21 protein-coding genes are annotated in these 21,432 nt (G+C 65.3%); 19 read left to right on the top strand and 2 right to left on the bottom strand.

Annotated features, from left to right (window positions below):
• Positions 1-683 (top strand): NAD-dependent epimerase/dehydratase family protein (locus VKZ50_13060; GenBank protein ID HLJ60648.1); only part of this gene is annotated, 683 nt, incomplete at its 5' end.
• A gap of 12 nt (positions 684-695) precedes the next feature.
• Here VKZ50_13060 and VKZ50_13055 read toward each other — a convergent pair.
• Positions 696-2,273 (bottom strand): hypothetical protein, encoded by a 1,578-nt coding sequence (locus tag VKZ50_13055; GenBank protein ID HLJ60647.1) that lies wholly within the window; start codon positions 2,271-2,273, stop codon positions 696-698.
• Positions 2,274-2,728: 455 nt separating this feature from the next.
• Here VKZ50_13055 and VKZ50_13050 point away from each other — a divergent pair, with 455 nt between their 5' ends.
• The 18 genes from VKZ50_13050 (at position 2,729) to VKZ50_12965 (ending at position 20,398) form a co-directional block, all read left to right on the top strand.
• Positions 2,729-4,132: a hypothetical protein gene (locus VKZ50_13050; GenBank protein HLJ60646.1), complete on the top strand. Its 1,404-nt coding sequence runs from the start codon at positions 2,729-2,731 to the stop codon at positions 4,130-4,132.
• Between the two features lie 114 nt (positions 4,133-4,246).
• On the top strand, positions 4,247-5,389 hold the full coding sequence (locus VKZ50_13045; GenBank protein HLJ60645.1) for a glycosyltransferase family 10: 1,143 nt from the start codon (positions 4,247-4,249) through the stop codon (positions 5,387-5,389).
• Positions 5,376-6,320, top strand: a complete 945-nt coding sequence (locus VKZ50_13040) for a glycosyltransferase (GenBank protein HLJ60644.1) — start codon at positions 5,376-5,378, stop codon at positions 6,318-6,320. Before VKZ50_13045 ends, VKZ50_13040 begins: the two co-directional genes overlap by 14 nt.
• A 12-nt stretch (positions 6,321-6,332) precedes the next feature.
• Positions 6,333-7,394 (top strand): glucose-1-phosphate thymidylyltransferase, encoded by a 1,062-nt coding sequence (locus VKZ50_13035; protein ID HLJ60643.1) that lies wholly within the window; start codon positions 6,333-6,335, stop codon positions 7,392-7,394.
• Positions 7,395-7,405: 11 nt separating this feature from the next.
• The gene (gene rfbC, locus VKZ50_13030) at positions 7,406-7,975 is read left to right on the top strand and encodes a dTDP-4-dehydrorhamnose 3,5-epimerase (GenBank protein ID HLJ60642.1); all 570 of its coding nucleotides are present in this window, start codon (positions 7,406-7,408) and stop codon (positions 7,973-7,975) included.
• Positions 7,972-9,021, top strand: coding sequence for a dTDP-glucose 4,6-dehydratase (rfbB, locus tag VKZ50_13025; GenBank protein ID HLJ60641.1), 1,050 nt, complete (start codon positions 7,972-7,974; stop codon positions 9,019-9,021). Before rfbC ends, rfbB begins: the two co-directional genes overlap by 4 nt.
• Positions 9,003-9,902 (top strand): dTDP-4-dehydrorhamnose reductase, encoded by a 900-nt coding sequence (gene rfbD, locus VKZ50_13020; GenBank protein ID HLJ60640.1) that lies wholly within the window; start codon positions 9,003-9,005, stop codon positions 9,900-9,902. The genes rfbB and rfbD overlap by 19 nt, the downstream gene beginning before the upstream one ends.
• Positions 9,899-10,720 (top strand): FkbM family methyltransferase, encoded by an 822-nt coding sequence (locus VKZ50_13015; protein HLJ60639.1) that lies wholly within the window; start codon positions 9,899-9,901, stop codon positions 10,718-10,720. The genes rfbD and VKZ50_13015 overlap by 4 nt, the downstream gene beginning before the upstream one ends.
• Positions 10,721-10,762: 42 nt before the next feature.
• On the top strand, positions 10,763-11,962 hold the full coding sequence (locus tag VKZ50_13010; protein ID HLJ60638.1) for an NAD-dependent epimerase/dehydratase family protein: 1,200 nt from the start codon (positions 10,763-10,765) through the stop codon (positions 11,960-11,962).
• A gap of 54 nt (positions 11,963-12,016) precedes the next feature.
• Complete coding sequence (locus VKZ50_13005; protein ID HLJ60637.1) at positions 12,017-12,892, top strand: SDR family oxidoreductase; 876 nt, start codon at positions 12,017-12,019, stop codon at positions 12,890-12,892.
• Positions 12,893-12,926: 34 nt separating this feature from the next.
• Positions 12,927-14,003, top strand: a complete 1,077-nt coding sequence (locus tag VKZ50_13000; protein HLJ60636.1) for a Gfo/Idh/MocA family oxidoreductase — start codon at positions 12,927-12,929, stop codon at positions 14,001-14,003.
• Positions 14,004-14,046: 43 nt separating this feature from the next.
• Positions 14,047-14,784, top strand: a complete 738-nt coding sequence (locus tag VKZ50_12995) for a nucleotidyltransferase family protein (protein HLJ60635.1) — start codon at positions 14,047-14,049, stop codon at positions 14,782-14,784.
• Between the two features lie 5 nt (positions 14,785-14,789).
• Positions 14,790-15,803 (top strand): glycosyltransferase family A protein, encoded by a 1,014-nt coding sequence (locus tag VKZ50_12990; protein ID HLJ60634.1) that lies wholly within the window; start codon positions 14,790-14,792, stop codon positions 15,801-15,803.
• Positions 15,800-16,831, top strand: a complete 1,032-nt coding sequence (locus tag VKZ50_12985) for a glycosyltransferase family 2 protein (protein ID HLJ60633.1) — start codon at positions 15,800-15,802, stop codon at positions 16,829-16,831. Before VKZ50_12990 ends, VKZ50_12985 begins: the two co-directional genes overlap by 4 nt.
• Positions 16,832-16,920: 89 nt before the next feature.
• A complete protein-coding gene (locus VKZ50_12980; protein ID HLJ60632.1) occupies positions 16,921-17,517 on the top strand; it encodes an SIS domain-containing protein in 597 nt (198 codons plus the stop codon).
• Complete coding sequence (locus VKZ50_12975; GenBank protein HLJ60631.1) at positions 17,514-18,083, top strand: HAD-IIIA family hydrolase; 570 nt, start codon at positions 17,514-17,516, stop codon at positions 18,081-18,083. Before VKZ50_12980 ends, VKZ50_12975 begins: the two co-directional genes overlap by 4 nt.
• Entirely contained in the window at positions 18,080-18,817 is a 738-nt protein-coding gene (locus VKZ50_12970) for a transaldolase (GenBank protein HLJ60630.1), read from the top strand. Before VKZ50_12975 ends, VKZ50_12970 begins: the two co-directional genes overlap by 4 nt.
• A 117-nt stretch (positions 18,818-18,934) precedes the next feature.
• The gene (locus tag VKZ50_12965; GenBank protein ID HLJ60629.1) at positions 18,935-20,398 is read left to right on the top strand and encodes an O-antigen polymerase; all 1,464 of its coding nucleotides are present in this window, start codon (positions 18,935-18,937) and stop codon (positions 20,396-20,398) included.
• Here VKZ50_12965 and VKZ50_12960 read toward each other — a convergent pair.
• Positions 20,395-21,420: a glycosyltransferase gene (locus VKZ50_12960; GenBank protein HLJ60628.1), complete on the bottom strand. Its 1,026-nt coding sequence runs from the start codon at positions 21,418-21,420 to the stop codon at positions 20,395-20,397. The genes VKZ50_12965 and VKZ50_12960 overlap by 4 nt on opposite strands.
• Positions 21,421-21,432 lie beyond the last annotated feature (12 nt).

Below are 21,432 nucleotides of genomic sequence, written 5' to 3'. Positions count from 1 at the left end.
TGTTCGAGTTGGCGCGCGAGTTCGGGGTGCGGCGTATCGTGAACCCGATTTCCAACTGTTCGTACCCCCGCGATCTGGATCGGGAGTTTCGCGAGGACGCCTGGTGGAACGGCCCACTCGACGAGTCCGTGTTTGTGTACGGCTTCGTCAGGAAGGCGAGCTACGTGCAGAGTTGGGGGTACTACCGGCAGTACGGAGTCGAGACAATTAACTTAGTGGTGCCCAACATGTACGGGCCTCAGGACCATTTCGACGAAGTCCGTTCGCACGCGCTTGGAGCGCTTGTGATGAAGATCGCGAGCGCCCATCGCTTGGGTCGGCCCGAAGTGGTGGTGTGGGGCTCCGGGAATCCGGTGCGCGAATGGCTTTACGTCGACGACTGCGTGGAGGCGATGCTCCGGGCGGTAACGATCCCGCACACCGTCGAGCCGATCAACATCGGTGTCGGCACCGGCGTGTCAATCCGCGAATTGGCGGAGATGATCGCGGAGGAAGTCGGTTACCGCGGAACTCTTCGGTATGACACTTCATACCCCGACGGCGCGCCGTACAAGGTGATGAACGTGGACCGATGTGCGGCGGTGTTTCGCTGGCGGCCACGGACCTCGTTGCGCGAAGGGGTCGCCCGCACGATCCGATGGTATCTTGAGTGCGCCCAACCTGCGCGGCCGGAGCGCGGATGAGATCGCTGGACGCTATGGATTCTTCTCGCCTGGGGTCGCGGGCGCGCGCTTGGCGACGACCATCGCCATCAGTATCCAGATGGTGAAGTCCATGAATGAGAGATCTCCGAGTGCCGCGAAAACGAACAGCCCAACTAGTGCCGTGACGGCGCCGACGTAGTACAGGGACGAACCACGAACACGCCGGCCCGCAATGTTGGTCCACGCTGATCGGCACACGATCCACAGGAGCACCAGCAGGCCAGCTTCCGCGAACACGCCTCCGTACATCCACACGAGCAAGAACGGATTGTGCACTGTGACCTGCGGTTCGTGCGGTGTGCTGTAGTAGAATTCGCGCGCGTAGTTGAACCCGATGCCAAGCGGATGAGCCAGCGCCACGCCCGCGTAGTATCGCCAGATGCTCAGTCTCTCGTCCTCGCCCGGCGCGAGCAAGATCGGCGTGTTCTGGCCCGAGGCGGCGCCGCTCTTCGCGGCGGGCGTCGAGTGCACGGGCGCGTCGGCTGACTGCTGCGCTTCCTCGGCGCCGAGGGAATCCTGCGTTGTCCTGCCTGTGGATCCGGCGGTCGACTGGAGACCCCGCCCGGCGTCGGTGCCGCAGGGGTCTATCGGACGCCGCGTAGCGATTGCGTGCGAGGTCGGGCCCACGCCGCCCGTCGGAACTGTCGCAGGCGTCGCAAGCACCGGGGCCTCCCCCGCATGGAATCGAGCGACGACCGCTTGTCGTACATCCGGGGGAAGACACAACCATGCCAAGAGCACCAAAGCAATCGCCAGCGCCCCGCTCGGAACGTAGCGCCAGCGCACCTGCCGCCAATACGAACTCGTCGCCACGGCGCCGACGACCAGGCTCGCCGCGATCGCAATCACGCCCCCTCTTGCCTGCGTCCACAGGGCGAAGTAAATGAGAGCGCCCGCGTAGATCAGACTCGCAGCGCTAGCTGTCGCACGTCGCCGTTCCAGGCTATTGAGGCACAACACCCACACAAAGGCAAGCGCAACACAAGCATTGACAAAGAACTGCAACGGATCCGAGGTCAGACCCTGGAATCGCTCGCCCCACGAGAACAGCGCGTGATTGCCCGTGCAGCGGAACGTGGCAAACCGCGCCAACGGGCCGGCCACAAAAAGCACGCCGGCCGCGAGCGGGATCAACGGAGACACGAAGAGCGCCATTGCGACGTTTCTGTACAGCCGGTCGTTGTCTTTCGTGAGACTATACACCGTGACGAACAGGCCCACGGTTAGCACCGTCTTCGTCAGATTGGCTACGCCGGTGAGGTCGAAGCCCAACCCTCGGAGGTGCAGCGAGAAACCGGTCGCCGCCAACGACGCCGCGAGGTACAGGGCCAGGGCAAGGTAGAGCGTCAAATCCTCCCGGGGCGATTCGATCCTCCTGTGACGCATGACGCTGCGAATCCCGAGGGCGATTGCACCGATTACCACAAACAGGAACACAAAGTCAGAACGATACTGCAGCGAACGCAGCGTGAACACTCGCTGGGTCGTGACGGGCGTGAAATACACGAGCGAGGCGGCGCCGATCACGAGGCCCCATCCGACGGCGCGTTCGAGAAGCTTAGCCAGCATCAAAGTCTCCGTCGCGGTATCATCGCAGGCCTCGCCGCTGTCGTTGGTGCAAACGTTCGGTTCGTACCGCTCCAGGTTCCGTCCTCCCTGCAACTGTAACAGTTCCGTGTCCACGGCAGCTTTGGGCGGTCGGATGTGCACGCGGCGCTGCAGTTGACTCGTTCGCCCGCGCGCGCTCGGAAGTGTCTCGTGGTCTCATTCTTGCTCCACTGTCGGCTCGGGATCGGTCCGCCCGCGTCGGTGTTGCCGGTCGACGCGGCGCCGTCGTGGAGCCCGCCTCCACGTTCGAGACGGCCGCATGGTGTGTGCACCCCCTGGCCCGCTCGCGACGCGTGGCACTTGTCGTGCGCTTCCGTGTTAGAATGGTATCGTGATCTGCGCGCGTACTACGATGGGTGCCCGCAAGACGTTCTCTCCGCGCTCGGCGCGTGGCTTCCAGTGCAAGAGGGTTCGCAGTGCAGGATAGCCAGCAGGCGGCACCGGAATTCCCGGCCACCGCGAGGGCGCGTCGTCATGCGCCCGGTTCGGTGACGGCCGGCGCCATCAAGGTTCTCATTCTGTGCGGTGCGGCGTCCCTCATCTACTACCGACCGGTCAGCCAGCACGGGATCATGACGCTTCACACGATTAGTTATCGGTCCGACTTTCTCTTTGCGGCGGCGGCGGTCGTGGCGCTTTTTGCCGTCAGCGCGCGCCTCCCACGGTGGGGGAGTCTGTCGGTCCCGGAGAGAGTCGTGGCCGCAGCGCTCGCTTTGTACTTGGCCTCCGCCCTCGTCGCCACCGGGCTATCTGCGATCCGGTATCATCTGGGGTTCGACGCTCTCGGTCTCGCAGAAACGCTGAAGGCGTGCTTGGGCATCATCCTCGTCCCCATCACGTACGTCCTTGCGAAGAGCGACGAGGGTTTCCGGCGTTGGCTCAACGTCACGTTGTGGGCATCCCCGATGATCCCGTTGGTGTTGGGTGTGTTGCTCCTCGCCAGGCCCGACGTGTACCATGCGGCCTTCGGAAGTCTCCGGCTCATGGAACCCGACGGATATCGCTTCCAGGGCCTTACGTCCAATCCCACCCAACTGGGGGTGAGTGGCGGCGTTGCGGCGGCCATGATCTGGCCGATCTCGTTGTTGGGAATCTTTGCTCGTCGCGCCGGCGGTGCGGTCGCCGCGCTGATCTATCTTTGGGGCTTGGTGTTCATCACGTTCTGGTCGGTTTCGCGAAGCGTGCTGATCGTATTGATGTTGCTGCTGGTCGGCGGTGCCGCGGTGCTGTGCCGTAAGGTACTCGGCGGACCGGGGCACTATGCTGGCGCGGCGCTTGTCCTCGCGCTGATCGGTGTGCTCATCGTGCTTGTGCCGCCGCCGCATGCGGTTGCCACGTTTGGTAGCCGGATGCAGGCGAGCGACTTGCGGCCGATGGCGCAATCCTCCGCGGGCGACGAGTCGCTCGGCAGACCGCAGATCTGGCGCTACTTTCTGGGAGTCGCGCTTGCCCACCCGTTCGGAGTCGGGTTCAACTACGAACAACGATACTCGTTCAAGAACCCCTTCCAGACCCACGTGAACGCACAGAATAACGTCTTGGCGGCGTGGATGTACGGCGGCGTTCTGTCCGCAGCGAGCCTGTTGGGGGTCCTAGGTGGGTCGTTATGGGCGGTTCCAGCCGGGTTCCGGCGCGCCCGAAGCCTGATGGACTACGTGACGTACCTTGGGGTCGTGTTGGCATTCCTTTTGGTCTGGGCTGTGTCGTTCGCGTCGGGGACTCCGGTTGGGGACTATCTGCATTCCCTCTTACTGGTGCTGATGCTCGTCGGTTCGTCGACGGAACCCACAGCGGCGCGCAATATTCCGTGCACGGCGTAACTTGATGGGAGTGCCGTTGGAACTTCGTCCGATTCGGCATCGCTCAGGTGTCGGAGAAACGGCAGGAGGGTTCTTACGCCGCCTGAACAAACCCCTGAGCGGAGGTGGAGCCTGATGCTGCGGGTTCACGCGGCGAAAACGAGTCGGACCCTACTCCGGCCGGGGACCGCCGCTCGGCTCATCATCAACCACGTGCGGGGTTCCGCGGAACACACGCTTCTCGACCCCGATGCCCGCGACCACATCACCGAGCCTTATATCAAGTTGCAGCAGCGCTGTGTCGCATCCGGCTATCGTTTCGAAGGTGCCCGTGATCAGTTGTTGGACGAGTGCCGATGGGTGGTGTTTTGGGACACGTGGCGAGTGGGGTCTGGTTCTCTCCCGACGCGACTGGTGGAAGCGGCCAAAGCTCGCGCATGCGGGGAGTCATCTCGGGATCTCTTTCAGGAAGTACTCCGCGCCGGCATGGAGCACAAGTTAGTCTTGTTCATGTATGAACCGCCATGCGTGTTCCCGAGGAATTACGATCGCGGTCTTCACGCGCATTTTCCGGTCGTCTTCACTTGGGACCCGACCCTTGCGGACGGGAAACGGTACCATCGGATCTACATCCCAAATCCGACCACGTTTCCGGTCGTTACGCCGGCACCCTTCCCGGAACGGAAGCTCTTCGTCGACATCTCGGGGTACAAGTTCTCGCGCCATCCCCGCGAACTGTATACTGAGCGGAGACGTCTTGTTCGGTTCTTCGAATCGAACTATCCGGATGCATTCGATCTGTACGGAGAGGGGTGGAATCCAAGGTTGCGCGCATACCTCTGGCGTCGCATACGCGATCCGAAGGTGCTTCGCGAGTTCTACCCCTCGTATCGCGGGACCGTTCGCCACAAGTGGGAGATCTATCCGCACTATCGGTTTGGAGTGTGTTATGAGAACATGATCGATCAACCGGGCTATGTGTCGATCAAGATCTTCGACTGCATGCGCGCCCGTTGCGTTCCAATATACTTAGGCGCGCCGGACATCACGGACTATGTCGATTCGGAGGCGTTTGTCGACAGGCGGCAGTTCACGTCCGACGCGGAGATGGCGAAGTACCTCGCGGGACTGGGGGAGCGCGAGTACCAGCGGTATCTTGATGCGGGCGAGCGATACCTGTGCAGCGACCGGTTCAAGCCCTTCCTCGCCGAGCACTTTGTCGACACCGTTACCAAGGTCCTCCGTTTGGGTGATTCGCGTGGCGATGGCGGAAGTTGATCGCGTCTCGCGAACTGCGGGTGAGCGCGATACGGGTGCGGTCTCGGCTGCGAGCGTGGCTGCTGTGATCGTGACGTACGGCCCGGACGGCGATTTTCCAACTCGACTTGCTCGAACGACAGCACAGGTGGGTCATGTCGTCCTGGTGGACAATCATTCTCCGTGGCATGCTCGAGAGATGCTGCGCTCCTCCACGAGCGCGCGCGTCGAGCTTATCGAAAACTCTAGGAACCTTGGCATCGGGACCGCCCTAAACCAAGGGCTTCGTCGCGCCGAAGCGCTCGGTTATTCATGGGTGCTCACCCTGGACCAAGACTCGGAGGTCGATTCTGACCTCGTGGCGTCGCTTGGCGGGCTGTACGACTCGTGTCCGTTTGGTGAGACGGTCGGCCTGCTTAACGCCAACGCGCGCAGCAGACACAGCGGGCAGATCGCAGTGCGGTGCGCGTCCTCGGCGCAGCGATTTCTTGAGGCGAAGGCCGCGATCACCTCGGGTAGCGCGCTGTCGATCGCGGCCTATGCAGCGGCGGGACCATTTCGAGACGACTTTTTTATCGAAGGTGTGGACCTCGAGTATTGTCTGCGATTGCGTAGACATGGGTTTCGGATCCTGGTCTCCTGTCGACCCCTCATGACGCATGCCGCGGGTAAGATGGAGGAGCGCCGGTTCGGGCGCCGGATTGTTGTGGTTCCAAACCACGAGCCGTGGCGCTACTATTACGTTACCCGGAACCTGCTGCGTATCTTTGCAGCCTATTTTTTCTACGAACCGATGTGGGTGGTCGCTGCACTGATCAATTTGGGCAAGACACTCGTCAAGATGGTGGTATTTGAGGATCGTCGTCTGGCCAAACTGGCGTGTGTCACGATCGGCGTGTGGGACGCGATGATCGGATCACGTCGCAACCGGTTTCTCCCGAGTGATTCGTAAGGAGGCCGGTCAATGAGGGCGCTGGTACTCTCCGGCGGTCGGGGCACGCGGTTACGACCCCTCACGTACACGATGCCAAAGCAGCTCATTCCCGTGGCCAATCGACCCATTATTCACTACGGCCTGCGGCACATTCGAGATGCCGGCATTCGCGACGTCGGCGTCGTGATCTCGCCAGAAACGGGTGCGCAGGTCCGTGCGGCACTCACGAAGGAGTCGCTGGATCTCGACCTGACCTTCATCGTCCAGGAGCAGCCGCTCGGTCTCGCAGATGCCGTTCGGGTCGCGCGGCCGTACCTGAAGGACGAGCCGTTCGTCATGTACTTGGGGGACAACTTGATTGGCGACGGGCTCGTCGGCCTGCTCCGAGAATTCCAGGAAGTTGGCCCCGATGCGATGATCCTCCTAAAGGACGTGCCGGACCCTCGGATGTTCGGCGTGGCGCAGGTGAACGAAGACGGGCACGTCGTGCGCCTAATCGAGAAGCCTCACGAGCCACCGAGCAACCTCGCCCTCGTCGGAGTGTACATTTTCGGCCCCGCGATTCACACGGCGATCGCTGCCATCACTCCGTCGAAGCGCGGCGAGTTGGAGATCACAGATGCGATCCAGCAACTCCTCGATACGGGACGACAAGTGCGGAGCATTCGACTCGAAAGTTGGTGGTTGGACACCGGCAAGAAGGACGACCTGCTTGCGGCGAACCGCGTCGTGCTCGAGGAGTGGTGCCTCCGCTCCGTTCGCGGCGAGGTCTGCGAGGACAGCCGCGTGTCTGGTCGAGTGACCCTCGACCCCGGCGCGCGTGTGCGCGGTAGCGAGGTGCGCGGGCCGTCGGTGATCGGAGCGAACGTTCTTATAGAGGACTCGTCCGTCGGCCCGTACACGAGCGTCGGTCACGGTTGCGTGATCAGGCGTTCATCGGTCCAGCACTCTGTGCTCCTTGACGGCGCGACGTTGGATGGCGTTGCGCGCGTTGAGGACAGCATCGTCGGTCGCAACGCCATTGTTACGCACTCGGATGAGCGTCGCGCGGTGCGCCTGATGATCGGAGACGACGCCGAGCTATTATTGTAGGAGGACGCTGGATGCCATTTCGATTCACCCCACTCGAGATTGCCGGCCTCGTCCTCGTGGAGGCTGAGCGATTCGAAGACCGTCGCGGATTCTTGAAGGAGACGTACAGGCGTTCGACCTTCGAGGCAGCCGGCATCGCGGCCGTGTTCGTGCAAGACAACGTTTCTCGATCGGGCCAGCACGTGCTTCGCGGCCTCCACTACCAAGCGTCGCCGCGGGCGCAGGCGAAGTTGGTAGGTGTGGTGCGCGGCGAGATTTTTGATGTCGCCGTGGACCTGCGGCACGGGTCCGCTACCTACGGCAGGTGGGTCGGCGTGACGCTCTCCGATCGGAACCACCGGATGCTGTTCGTACCTGCCGGGTTCGCGCATGGGTTCTGCGTGCTCAGCACGGAAGCAGACGTCCACTACAAGACCTCCGATGAATATTCGCCCGAACACGAGCGGGGCGTGATCTGGAGCGATCCGAAAATCGGGGTGCACTGGCCGGTGAAGAACCCCATCGTTTCTGCGAGGGACGTCGCGCTGCCTCCGCTCTCTGGGCTTGGCGACGACTTCCCCGGTATCGAGGTGCCGCGGTGAGGACGGTGCTTGTCACCGGAGGCTGCGGGTTCATCGGCAGCCACTGTGTGAGGTCGTTGCTGGCACAGAGCGGCTGGCGCGTGGTAAACGTGGACAAGCTCACCTACGCCGGACACGTGGAGAATCTCCCAGGCGTCACCGAGGGGCCGGCGTATCGCTTTGTGAAGGGCGACATCGTCGACAGCGCGCTAGTGGCGGAGGTATTCCGCGAGGAGCGGCCGTGGGGCGTGATCAATATCGCCGCGGAGTCACACGTCGATCGGAGTATTCTGGACGCCGCTCCGTTTCTCCAGACGAACGTGATCGGCGCGCACGTCCTGCTGGAAGCGGCCGCCACGTACGGACCTGAGCGTTTCCTGCACATCTCGACAGATGAGGTCTACGGAGACACCGACAAGGGCTTGCCGAGCGACGAACAGAGTCCGCTTCGCCCCAGCAGTCCGTACGCGGCGAGCAAAGCGGCGGCGGATCTCCTCTGTCTGGCCTTCGTGCGGACTCGTGGGTTGCCGGTGATGATCGCGCGATCGTCGAACAACTTCGGGCCGTTTCAGTACCCTGAGAAGCTCATCCCCGTACTGTGCCGCAACGCCCTGCGAGGGGAGACGCTTCCGGTCTACGGCGACGGGTTGCAACGTCGGGACTGGCTCTACGTCGGCGACAACGTGAGTGCGCTGCTCGCGATCCTGGAGCGTGGCCGCCCCGGGGCCGTCTACAACGTCTCGGCGGGCCAGGAGCGCACGAACCTGGAGGTCGCGCGGGCGGTGTGCCGCGGGCTCGCGGCCCGCGCGGGAGAGGCGCCGCAGCGGTTGCTCGATCGGATCCAACTCGTCCCCGACCGGCCGGGTCACGATCGCCGGTATGCGATGGACGCGGGCCGCATCCGGGACGAGCTCGACTGGCGTCCGCGCGTTACGTTCGATGAGGGCCTGAGGGAGACGCTCGAGTGGTACGTGTCACATCAAGAGTGGATCGGCAAGGTACTCGCGGTTGACTACGATACCTACTACGACGCGGTCTACTCGCGCTCGTGGCAGCGGTTACCCTGATGCGCGTGGCGGTGGTCGGCAGCGCCGGCCAACTGGGTACCGAAGTCATACGCGCCTTGACCGAGGCTGGGGCCTACGAGGTGACGCCGCTCGATCACACGCGCATCGAATGCACGGATCGCGTTGGCGTCGAAGACGTGTTGAGAGCGTCGAGGCCGGACGTCGTGGTGAACTGCGCCGGATATGTCCGAGTCGACGACTGCGAAGATCAAGCAGAAACGGCGTTTCGAATCAACGCGTGCGGGGGGTTCTATATCGCGCGGGCCTGCGAAACGATCGGGGCGGCGTGCGTCTACGTGAGCACGGACTACGTGTTTGACGGCGAGCTCGGTCGTTCCTACACGGAGGACGACGCGCCCCGCCCGATCAACGTGTACGGCGAGTCGAAGCTCGCTGGCGAGGATCTCGTTCGCCAGGCGAGTACGCGGTGGCTTGTCGTGCGTTTGGCCAGTCTGTACGGAGCGGCGGGCGCCAGAGGAAAGGGCGGCAACTTCATCGAGACGATCCTGGCCAAAGCGGCGCGCGGGGACACGCTCCGCGTGGTGGCCGATATCCGGATGTCGCCGATGTACGCTGTGGACGCTGCACGCGCCCTTGAGGCGCTCATCCGCCAACGCGCGGACGGGGTCGTGCACGTTGCCAACGCCGGCCACTGCAGCTGGTACGAGTTCGCGCGGCAGATCCTCGAGCTCGCGCAGGTTCCAGCCCGCTTGGAGCCGATTCGTTCGGCCGAGTATCCGGCGAAGGCCCGGCGGCCGCGTGACTCGTCCCTTGCGAGCGTTCGGCGCGAGACCAGTGGGTCGTGGGGACGCCCGTGGCAGGAAGCACTGAGGGCCTATTTGATCGAAAAGGGCCACCTCGTACTCGTGGGGGACGCGTGAGCGGGATCAACGCGTCGCGGCGCTGGCTAACTCGGGCACGCCACGCGGCGGACGTGTGTCGCGTTTACCGCGATCCGCTCGCGCGTTTCCTCGACTACCTGGGCCGCGGTCGGCGCGGCGACGTTCGCGAGATCAAGCTGTGGAACGGCCTTCGGTTCCGGGTTCGGCTCGGGACGAGCGATCTTGGCATCGTCGACGAAGTGTTTGCCCACGGTGTGTACGATCGGGTGCTGCGCCAGATTCGGCCGGGCGAGACCGTGATCGACGTTGGGTCCCAGTGCGGGATCTTTGCGCTGGCGGCGGCCGTGCGCGGGGCGTCCGTGCGCTGCTATGAGCCGATCGGCGAAAACGTCGAGCGACTGCTGGACAACGCGCGCCTGAATGGGTACGAGATGCAGGTCACGACGCGCAACGTCGCAGTGGCGGGCACGCGCGGAACGAAGACCTTGTACACCGTTGAGGACGATACCGGGGGATCGACGTTCTTTCCATCCATCCACCCGGACTGGCTGCAGAACGGACGAATGCGATCGCTATCCGTGGAATGCGTCACGCTCGACGATCTCGTCGCGGAATGCGGCAAGACGGTGTGCGAATATGTGAAGCTGGATTGCGAGGGCGCGGAGTACGACATTCTGCGCGGTGCCGACCCGGCGGTGCTGCGTCGGGTGCGGACGCTCATCATGGAGTACCATCCCAACGGGGACGTCGCCGAGATTGTACAATTGCTGAGGGGTGCGGGGTTCCACGTCGAGGTCTCTCCGCACCCGTGTATTCTTTATGCCACGTCACGGAGGCCCTCGGACCCTGTCCGCTAGGGCGGCGTCACCGCGGCGCACGCGGGCGGAGGTCAGCTGCTCATGGCGTTGTGCGTCGTAACCGGCGGAGCCGGGTTCATCGGCTCTCACACCGCAAACGTGCTTCTTGCGAAGGGTTACGACGTTCGCATTCTGGACTCCCTTCAACCCCGCGTGCATCCGCGAGGCAAGCCGCCCTGGGTGCCCGCGGCGGCGGAGTTCGTTCAGGGCGACGTCGTGGATAGGGCGTCGATGCAGCGGGCGCTCGTTGGCGCGGACTACGTTATTCACTTGGCCGCGTACCAGGACTACCTGCCGGAGTTCTCACAGTTCATTCACACGAACACGGAGAGTTCCGCGCTGCTGTTCGAATTGATCGTCGCAGACCGCGGGCGGTATCCCGTGCGGAAGATCGTGTTCGCGTCGTCGCAGGCGGTGAGCGGAGAAGGTCGGTACTTCTGCACGCGGTGCGCCGAAGGCCACATGGCGCCCTCGATCCACGAGCAACTCCGGGCAGGGCCCGGCGTGCTCTTGAACCTGCCCGCGTCTGGCATACGGGTGCCGGGCCCGCGTCCGCTGGAGCAGCTTCGCCGCGGTGATTGGGAGATCCACTGCCCGGCGTGCGGGGGCGAGATGCAGCCGCTCCTCATCGATGAGGCGACGATCAGCCCCGGAACGACGTATGGGGTCTCGAAGTACGCGATCGAGTTGCTGGCCGACCGCCTGGGACGGCGGTACGGTATTCCCACGGCGTGCATGCGCTACACGTACGTGCAGGGGCCGCAAAACTCGTTCTACAACGCCTACTCGGGGATCACCCGGCGGTTTGCCCTGCGCCTCATGCACGGGCTGCCGCCCGTGGTTTACGAAGATGGTCGGCAACTGCGCGACTATGTGAACGTGCGGGACGTCGCACGCGCCAACGTCCTTGTCATGGAGGACTCCAGGGCGGACTTCGGGGTCTTCAACGTCGGCGGCGGACGCGCGGTCACGGTGCTCGAGTTGGCCGCGTTGATGCTCGGTGCGTTCAAGAGTCCGCTTACACCGGAGATCGCCGGGGACTTCCGGTTGGGCGACACCCGCCACACGATCTCGGACATTTCCCGGCTCAGGGCGCTCGGATGGGAGCCGACCGTTCCCGTGGAGCGGAGCGTCACCGAGTACGTGGCGTGGATCACAACGCAGACCGGAAGCCGTGAATACCTCGAGGAGGCGGAGCGCGTGATGCGGGAGCAGGGCGTGTTGCAACGGGCGCGGCGATGACGCAACATGCGTCGATCCCGGCTCGGCTCGGTCGCTGCGCTCGGAGGCGCGCGCATGCCTGAAACACAGGCGGCGATCGTCACAGGCGGCGGCCGGGGGATCGGCCGGGCGGTCGCGCACGCGCTTGCGCGCGACGGATTTCGCCTCGTGCTTGTGGCGCGTACGGCGGCCGAGCTGGAGCGCGTCGCCGGCGAGATCCGGCGCCTCGGCGGCGCGGCACACACGGTGTCGGCCGATGTGTCGCATCCCGAGGACGCCTCCCGGATCGCGCGCGCGGCCCTCGACACGTACGGCGGTATCGACGTCCTCGTCAATGCGGCCGGCGTGTACGGTCCGATCGGGCCGATGTGGGACGTTGACCAGAACGCCTGGGTGCGGGCGATCCACGTCAACCTGATCGGTACGTTCCTGTGCTGCCGCGCCGTCCTCCCGCACATGATCGAACGCCGACGTGGGAAGATCGTCAACCTGTCGGGCGGTGGGGCCACTGCGCCGCTTCCGCGGTTCTCGGCCTACGGTACGTCCAAGGCGGCCGTGGTGCGACTGACCGAGACGCTCGCGGAAGAAACGCGGGAGTTTAACGTGCAGGTGAACGCAATCGCGCCAGGCGCGGTCGATACCGCCCTGCAGGATGAGGTCCTCGCGGCGGGTGAGCGCGCCGGGCCGCTGCTGGAACGGATCCGTGCGCTGCGCACTACCGGTCAGGGCGGCGTCCCCCCGGAGCTTGCGGCGGACCTCGTCGCCTTCCTCGTGTCAGAGCGGGCCGACGGGCTGACGGGCAAGCTGATCGCCGCGCCGCATGACGGATGGCAGTCCTGGGACGCCGCGCGGATCACCGAACTGCGCGACAGCGCCTGGTTCACGCTGCGGCGGCTCGATCGCCATACGCTGCTGCCGTTGGTTAAGAAGGCGCAGGAGGAGCAAGGGTGACCGGGGGCATCTCCCCGCGGTCTTGGTACTGTCCATGTCCAGCGTGAGCTCGCCGGCCAGGCTTCGGGTGGCGATCGTGGGGTGTGGTGTAATCGGCCGGCGCCGCGCCGCCATCGTGCGGTCGGCCGCAACAGGGCAGGTGGTGGTCGTCGCAGACCTCGACGCCGCGCGCGCGGGGGAGACGGCACGCCTTCTCGGTTGTGAGGCGACGACGTCGTGGCGAGCCGCCGTGCGCCGGGCCGATGTCGACGCCGTGGTCGTCGCGACCACCCATGACTGGCTCGCCCCCGTGGCCGCGGAAGCGGCTCGATCCGGCAAGCACGTGCTGGTGGAGAAGCCGATGGCGCGCACCCCGGAGGAGGCCCGCACGATCCTCGATGCCGCCGGACCTCGAGGGGGCGGCGGGCCGGTGATCAAGGTCGGCTTCAATCATCGCCACCACCCCGCGGTGTGGCAGGCACACGTGCTGGTCCGACAGGGCGAAATCGGCGTGCCGTGTTTCATCAGATGCCGGTACGGCCACGGCGGACGGCCTGGCTACGCGGTCGAGTGGCGCGCCGATCGCGAGAAGGCAGGCGGGGGGGAACTGCTCGATCAGGGCATCCATGCGATCGATCTGTGCCGATGGTTCCTTGGCGAATTCGCTGAGGGCGTGGGGTTCGTTCCCACGTACTTCTGGACACCCCCACCGGTGCCGCCCGGGACGGCTCCCGTTGAGGACAACGCGTTCGGCCTGTTCCGCACGTCCGAGGGGCGCGTTGCGTCCGTGCATGCGAGCTGGACGCAGTGGAAGAATCTCTTCTCATTTGAGGTCTTCGGACGCGACGGCTACCTGATCGCGGAAGGGCTGGGCCGGAGCTACGGGCCGGAGCGGCTCACGCTCGGGCGCCGTCGTCCGGAATCTGGGCCGCCGGACGAGCGGCACTTCGAGTTCCCCGAAGAGGACATCTCGTGGGCTGCGGAGTGGGCCGAGTTCACCAGCGCGATTCGCGAGCGTCGCGAGCCGCTCGCGAGCGGCTACGACGGCTGGCAGGCGTTGCGCGCGGCCCACGCCCTCTACGAATCGGCGCGAACGGGCGCTGTGGTGCGGTTGAATGCGGGCGACCCCTGAGTCTGGCGCCTCACACGGCGCGCTCGCGAGCCCGACGCGGGCGATGCTCCTAGCCGCAGGGCTCGGCACACGCCTGCGGCCGCTGACCGACCGGATCCCCAAGTGCATGGTCCGCGTGGACGGGCGCCCGTTGCTCGAGCACACCCTCTCGTGGCTGCGGTCGTACGGTGTTCGCGATGTCGTGATCAACCTGCACCATTTGCCGGACGTCGTGCGCGATTACTTCGGCGACGGAGGCGCCTACGGCGTGCGGATCACCTACTCGTACGAGGCGGAGCTGTTGGGCACTGCCGGCGCCGTCAAGCGCGTAGCGTCGTGTTTCGACGGTCCCTTTTTCGTCTGGTACGGCGACAACCTGAGCACGTGCCGGCTCGACCGTCTCTGGGAGTTCCACCGCGCGCGACGCGGGTTGGGTACGGTCGCGCTGTTTCACCGGGAGGATCCCGCGCACAGCGGCATCGTCGCGGTGGACGACGACGGGCGAATCCGCCGTTTCGTCGAGAAACCGCGGCCGGGCGAGATTTTCAGCCACTGGGTGAACGCAGGCATCCTGGTGCTCGAGCCAGGTGTGCTTGACGAGATCCCGGCGACCGGTCTCGTGGATTTCGGCCGGGACGTGTTTCCGGCGCTGCTCGCGCGTGGGGAAGCGCTGTACGGCTACCGGATGTCCCACGACGAGGGGCTCTGGTGGATCGACCGCCCCCAGGACCTCGCCCTGCTGGAGCGGATCTGGCCAACCGTGTCGCGTTGTCCCGGAGACGCGGCCGCACACGAAGGCTGAAGACGATGGAAAGGGCCTCCTCACCGCTGGTGTCCGTGATCGTTCCCGCGTACAATGCCGAGCGGTTCCTCGAGCGTTCCCTGCGGAGCGCGCTCACCCAGACGTACCGGAATCTTGAGATCATCGTCGTCGACGACGGTTCCAGCGACCGTACCGCCGGGATCGCCCGCGGCTCCGGCGACCCGCGCGTGCACTACCTGTCGCAACCGAACCGGGGGCAGGGTCCGGCCCGCAACAACGGGATCCGTGCGAGCACCGGCGCGTACGTCACGCTGCTTGATGCCGACGACTACTACCTGCCCGAGAAGGTCGGTCGCCAGGTCGCGTTCCTCGAGACCCGCCCCGATTGCGGCGCCGTGTTCTGTGACGCGCTGCACTTCTTCAGCGACGCTCCGCACCAATTCTACGGCCGCCGAGCCAATATCCCGGACGGCGATGTGTTCCGCGCGCTACTTCGGTCCTCGCTCGTCAACCCGAATACGCTGATGGTCCGCGGGGACATCCTGCGCGGCGGGTTCTTCTTCTGTGAGGATCGTTACTATCCCGAGGAATGGGACCTGTGCCTGCGGCTGATGCGCGCCGGCGTGCGGTTCGGGTACCAACCGGAGGATCTGGTCGTCGTGGAGATCCGCGAGAACAGCAACACGACCATGGACATCCAATGGATCCTGAAGCGGAACGCGTTGGAGATGTTCGAGCGGCTGTTCGCGCAGATGAGCGAAGAAGAACGCACGGCGTTCGGCGCCGACGAGGTACTACGGCGGTGCCGGGCCAATTTGGCGGCGGCGTATCTCGCGAAAGGTGACAAGCGCGGGTTCGGGCGCATCGTTGCAGACGCGCTGCCAGGGCCGCGCGCGCTCTTGGCCCGCGCGGCCGTGGCAGCGATCCCGGAGCCGGCGCTCCGCACGTTGGCGATCAAGATCTGGCGGTGGCGTCAGCGCCGGTCGTTCTCGCGCCGGATCCGGCCCGCGGAGCGGACGGGCGCTCCGGGAAGCGCCCCGAGCGCGGCGCGCGGATGACCGTGGACGCGAGCCACGCGTTCGTGTCCGTCGTGGTGCCCGTCCGAAACGACGCGCGGCACATCGAAGGCTGTGTGCGGCGGTTGCTCGAGCAGACATATCCGCACGACCACATGGAGATTCTGGTTGTGGACGGGATGAGCGACGACGGAACGCGGGAGGCGCTCGAACGCGTGCAAGCGCTGCCGGCGCCGGAGATTCGCGTGCTCGACAACCCGGGACGGCAGCGACCGGCGGCGATGAACATCGGGATCCGCGCGGCGCAGGGCGAGGTGATCGCGCGTGTGGACGCCCGGACGATACTGCCGCGCGACTACCTCGAACGCTGCGTTCGAGCGCTGCAGGAGAGCGGTGCGGACAACGTTGGCGGGGTGCAGCGCGCCGTCGCGTCAGGCACCCCTCAGGAAGCGATCGGACTGGCGATGTCGCACCCCTTCGGCGCGGGCAACGCCCAGTTCCGGCTCGGTAAACGAAGCGGCTTCGTCGACACCGTGTACCTTGGCTGCTTCAGACGCGAGGTGTTCGAGCGGGTGGGGATGTTCGACGAGGAGTCGCCGCTCTTGAGCGAGGACTCCGATATCAACCAGCGGATCCGCGAAGGCGGAGGCCGCGTGTACCTGGATGCGGGGACGGTCGTCGGCTACTACCCTCGCGAACGCCTGGGGGAGCTCTGGCGGCTGTACTTCCGGTACGGCGGAGCCCGGGCCGGAAACCTGTTAAAGCACGGGAACCTGACCTCGTGGCGTCAAGTGGTGCCCGCGGCGTTTGTGGCGATGCTCGTGGTCCTCGCGCTGCTGTCGATTGCCAACCGGTGGGCGCTTGCCGGCTTCGGTGCGCTCGTTGGGCTGTATCTCGTGTGTGACGCGGCGGTCGCGGCGTCCATCTGCGTCGGATCACGAAAATGGGCGCTGTGGCCGTGGCTCGCGGCGGCGTTTCCCAGCATGCACTTCGCGTGGGCGGCCGGGTTCTTCAGGCGGCTGTGCGATCGACGCGCCGGCCGCGCATCGTGGGCGTGGACGGAGCGGTAACCGCTCGGGTCGGCACGCGTCGTCGGGCGCGCTGTGGTTCCGCGACAAACCGTGCCGCCGGCTCTCCGGGGGATTGAGGAGGCGTTGAGATGAGCTTCACGCGGCATTATCTTGATGAGACGGCCAAGATCGTGCGGCAACTCGACGTCGCCGCGATCGACCGGGCCGTCGCCCTGCTGGCAGAGACGCGGGCGCAGGGGGGACGGCTGTTCATCCTCGGGGTCGGTGGGAGCGCCGCGAACGCGTCCCACGCCGTCAACGACTTCCGGAAGATCGCGGAGATCGAGGCCTACGCCCCGACGGACAACGTCTCTGAGCTGACGGCGAGGACCAACGACGAGGGGTGGCCGACGGTCTTCGAGGCGTGGCTCCGAACCAGCAGGCTGCAGCCCCGGGACCTGGTGCTTGTGTTCTCGGTTGGCGGAGGGGATCTCGAGAAGAACGTAAGTCCGAACCTCGTGCGGGCGCTCCAGTACGCGAAACAAATCGGCGCTCGCGTGGTCGGCATCGTCGGACGGACTGGCGGGTACACTGCGCAGGTGGCCAATGCGTGCGTCCTTATCCCTACGGTGAGTCCGGACCGCGTCACTCCCCACGCGGAGGCGTTTCAGGCGGTCGTTTGGCATCTGCTGGTGTCGCACCCGGATCTGAAGCGCGCGACCACGAAGTGGGAGTCCGTGCGGTGAACCACGGGGCTTGTCCCGCCGTGTTCCTCGACCGCGACGGTGTGGTGAACCGCGCGATCGTGCGCGCGGGCCGTCCACATCCTCCGCAGAGCCTCGCGGAGCTCGAGATCCCCGACGACGTCCCGGACGCGCTCGCCACGCTTGCGCGCGCAGGGTTTCTTCTGATCGGCGTGACGAACCAGCCCGACGTCGCCCGAGGCGCACAACGCCGCGAGGTGGTCGAGGCGATCAACGCGGCGCTACTCGCGAGGTTGCCGTTGACGGAGATGTTCGTCTGCTATCACGACGATCGTGACGGGTGCGAGTGCCGCAAGCCGCGCCCCGGGCTCTTGTTCCAGGCGGCCGAGCGATATAGAATCAGTTTTGCCGGAAGCTTCATGGTCGGCGATCGGTGGAAGGACGTCGAGGCCGGTCGTCGCGCGGGATGCATTACGGTACTGCTCGGGTCCGGGTGGGGCGAGCCGTCGTACGGTTTCCCCGCTGATCACACCACGGGAACGCTGCGCGACGCCGCCGACTGGATCGTCCGGCAACGCGCGGCGCGAGCGGAGGAGGGAGCGCGATGACGGCACCGGTGCTCAACGTGAAGGTGTTCGCCGACGGAGCCGACAAGGCCGCGATGCTCGAACTCTATCGGAACCCACTGGTCCGCGGCTTTACGACAAACCCGACGTTGATGCGCAAGGCCGGGGTCGCAGACTACCGAGCGTTCGCCCTGGACGTGCTCGAGCACATTCCCGATCGTCCGATCTCGTTCGAGGTGTTCGCCGACGAGTTCGCCGAGATGCGTCGGCAAGCACGCGAGATCGCGGGGTGGGGCGAGCAAGTCTACGTCAAGATCCCGATCACAAACACCCGCGGCGAGTCGTCGATTCCACTGGTGCGAGATCTTACGAGCGCGGGCGTGAAGGTCAACGTGACGGCGCTTCTCGCGCTCGACCACGTGCGGGATGTCGCCGCCGCCGTGGCCGGCGGCGCCCCGGCGTTCGTCTCAGTGTTCGCGGGGCGGGTCGCCGACACGGGGCGCGATCCGGTGCCGCTCATGGCGGCCGCGTTGGAGCTGCTGGCGCTGGCGCCGAACGCCGAGCTGATCTGGGCAAGCCCGCGCGAGGTGCTCAACGTCGTGCAGGCCGACGCGATCGGATGTCATGTGATCACGGTCACGCCCGACATCCTGGCGAAGATCGGGCAGCTCGGCAAGGATCTTCACGAGTTCTCCCTCGACACAGTCCGCATGTTCCGCGGGGACGCCGTGAAGGCCGGGTATTCGCTCGATGCGTCTGCCCGACCGAGGGTTTGAGGATCGATCGCAGGGGTCCTCGAGATCCCGACTCGACGGCTCGACGGAGCAGGCCGTGACGGTAGATGCGATCAGGCGCCGTGCTAAGCGATCGGACCCCGTGAATCGTGTTCCCCCATGGGAGAGATAGTCGGCAGCGGCGTCTTGCTGCTGCTCGCCGCGTGGTGCTCTGTCCGGCGCTTTCGGTACTTGCTCACTCCATCCACCGTGTTCGTTGGCGTGTGGTTTGTGATCTTTGTCCTCTACGCACTAGACCCTTTCCTGTTGCACTTGTTCTCCGTTCCGGTTACGGGATTCGCAGCGGCGCTTCACCTGGCGAGCCTGCTCATGGTCCTTGCAGGTGCCGGTCTTGCCACGCTGTTCCGCTCCCATCGGCCGCTCGCCGCCGCGCGTCCTGATCGACGGCGCTCCATTGCGCAGTTCTCATTCGTATTTCGCGCCGCTACGGCGTCGATCATTGTGGTGCTGGCTTGTGTGGTCGCGTACAAAGTGGGCATGGTCCTCCACAGGTACGGGGACCCGTTTGCCGCGCTATGCCAGGTCCGTTACGACTTAGTTCACGGGAGCTTTCACTATCCGTTGCCTGCCAGTCTTACAACCCTGTTGACGAACCTTGCGCTCTTGAATCTCGGGGTGTGGTTGGCCCGCCGCCAAGACATGGTAAGCATCGCGATGGTTGTGGCGCTGTTGGTGCTGGCCTTTCTGAACGATCTTGCGACCGCCGATCAGGAGGGGTTACGTCTCGTCGTGCTCCTAGCGTGCGCCGTATACTATGCTGCGACTATATACTGGGGATCGAGACTTTCGCCGGTGCAGTACGCGACGTGGGCGACCGCGCTTGCCGGAGTGTTCTGTCTGTTCCTGCTCGTCGGCGTTCTTCGTGCTGTTCCGGTGGCCAGATTCTTCGGGAAGCCCGTCGTCGCGCTACGTTCCGGCAGCGGCTGCGTGGTTGGCGTCCTCGCGGCACCACCGTCGACGACAAATCAGATTGATTCCAGACTCGTAACGAACGGCCCACAGCCGCGGAGATGGCTCGAGGATCGAGTGTTCAATGCCACGTTCCGGCACGTGGATGGCGATATTGTGGGAAACTATGTTTCATCGAGTTGGTTCATCGCCAAGCCTCTGCCGAGCCCGGTCCCGGGTGCCAACACGCTTAGTGGTTTCTATACGCTCTTCCACCGGTTCGTCGGTCGTGACGGATCGGCGATGTCGGCTTCACCGGACCCTCGCTTCTACGCGAACATTGTCGGAGTCGGTGTATTCAACACCACCGACTACATCGCCATCTTCTACTCGGACTTCGGGCTCGCTGGGGCGTTGATTCTGAGCGCCTTCATGGGCGCGGGGGCGCAGTGGGTGTTCTTGCGCGCGCGGGATAACGCGAGACTGGCGGATACCCAGGCGCTGGCCCTCGTGACCATGGGTTTGTTCATGTCGGTCCGCGGGAACTACTTCGGCGCGGTGGGGTTCTGGTTCACGTTACTGCTGGTGTACGCGCAGGAGCGGGCCTTCGGCCGGCTGGGCGAGGTGTCCGCCGCGGGCGCACATCTGGTCGAGGACGGCAAGCCGCGAGTCTAGCGCGCACTGACCAGCGCGAGGATCTCCGCAAGTCGGTCCCGATAGGTGTGGCCGCCCTCTGTGATGTGCTGGTGCCCGGCGATCGCGATCCGACGCCGATCCGAGTCGTGCGCGAGGTAGTGGCGCACCTGCGCGGCGAGATCTTCCGGTGACTCGAAGAACGCCGCGTCGACCCCCTCCGTGAAGAGCCGGCGGTGTTCTTCCGTGTCCTCGGCCAGCATGAACGCACCGCATGCGGGGATTTCAAAGGTCCGCATGACGTGTCCGTCGCGGTTGGCTCGCCGTACCAGGCACAGCGCGATCTTGGAACCTCCGAGCGCCAGCCGATAGTCCCGCCCAACCACAAATCCCCGCGCGTATGGTCGCAGGTCCGGGTACTGGTCCCAATACCCGCCGTACAAGGCCAGCGTCACGCCGGGGATGCCCGCGATCACGCTCGCGTAGGGCAGGCGGTCCCGATCGGCGCCGCCGATGAACGCCACGTCCGACGAGAACCGCCGCCGCTCCTCGTCGCTTGCGGGCGGTTCGGGGAAGTGCAAGTCGGGCCGGTACGCAAAGAAGAGATGGGCGACACGGCGCGCGCCCGCCTCCCGCAGATCACCCAGGATCGCGTGCTTCGTCGAGCAGTACAGGTCATACCTGGGGATCGAGGCGAGCAGGTCCGGGGTCGAGTGCGCCGGGTTGAACGGATCGTCGGTCGCGTAGTTCACGAGGAACGCGCCCGTCTCGCGCTTGATCGCGCGGAGCGTGCCGGGCGCCACGTACGTGCCCTTCACGATCAGGACCACGTCCGGGCGGAACCTCCAGGCCTCGCGGCGGAGCGTGCGATTGAACCGCCAGTAGCTCAACGGGCGGCGGTGCAGCAGGCGGTAGGCGACCTTGTGGATCAGGGAGTGCTCGAGCGGGGCCAGGAACGTTCCCTCGTCGACGAACCGGTAGGGGTGGCCGGACGCGGCGAGCGCGTCCAGGAACAGCGGCGTGGTGGGACGGTACAGCGTGGTGTCCACCAGCAGGATCCGCATCGGCGCGCCGGG

Source organism: bacterium (genome assembly GCA_035295165.1).
Classification (GTDB): Bacteria; Sysuimicrobiota; Sysuimicrobiia; order Sysuimicrobiales; family Segetimicrobiaceae; genus JAJPIA01.
The sequence above is the reverse complement of the archived record's forward strand: the minus strand, read 5'-3'. Positions and strand labels throughout refer to the sequence as shown.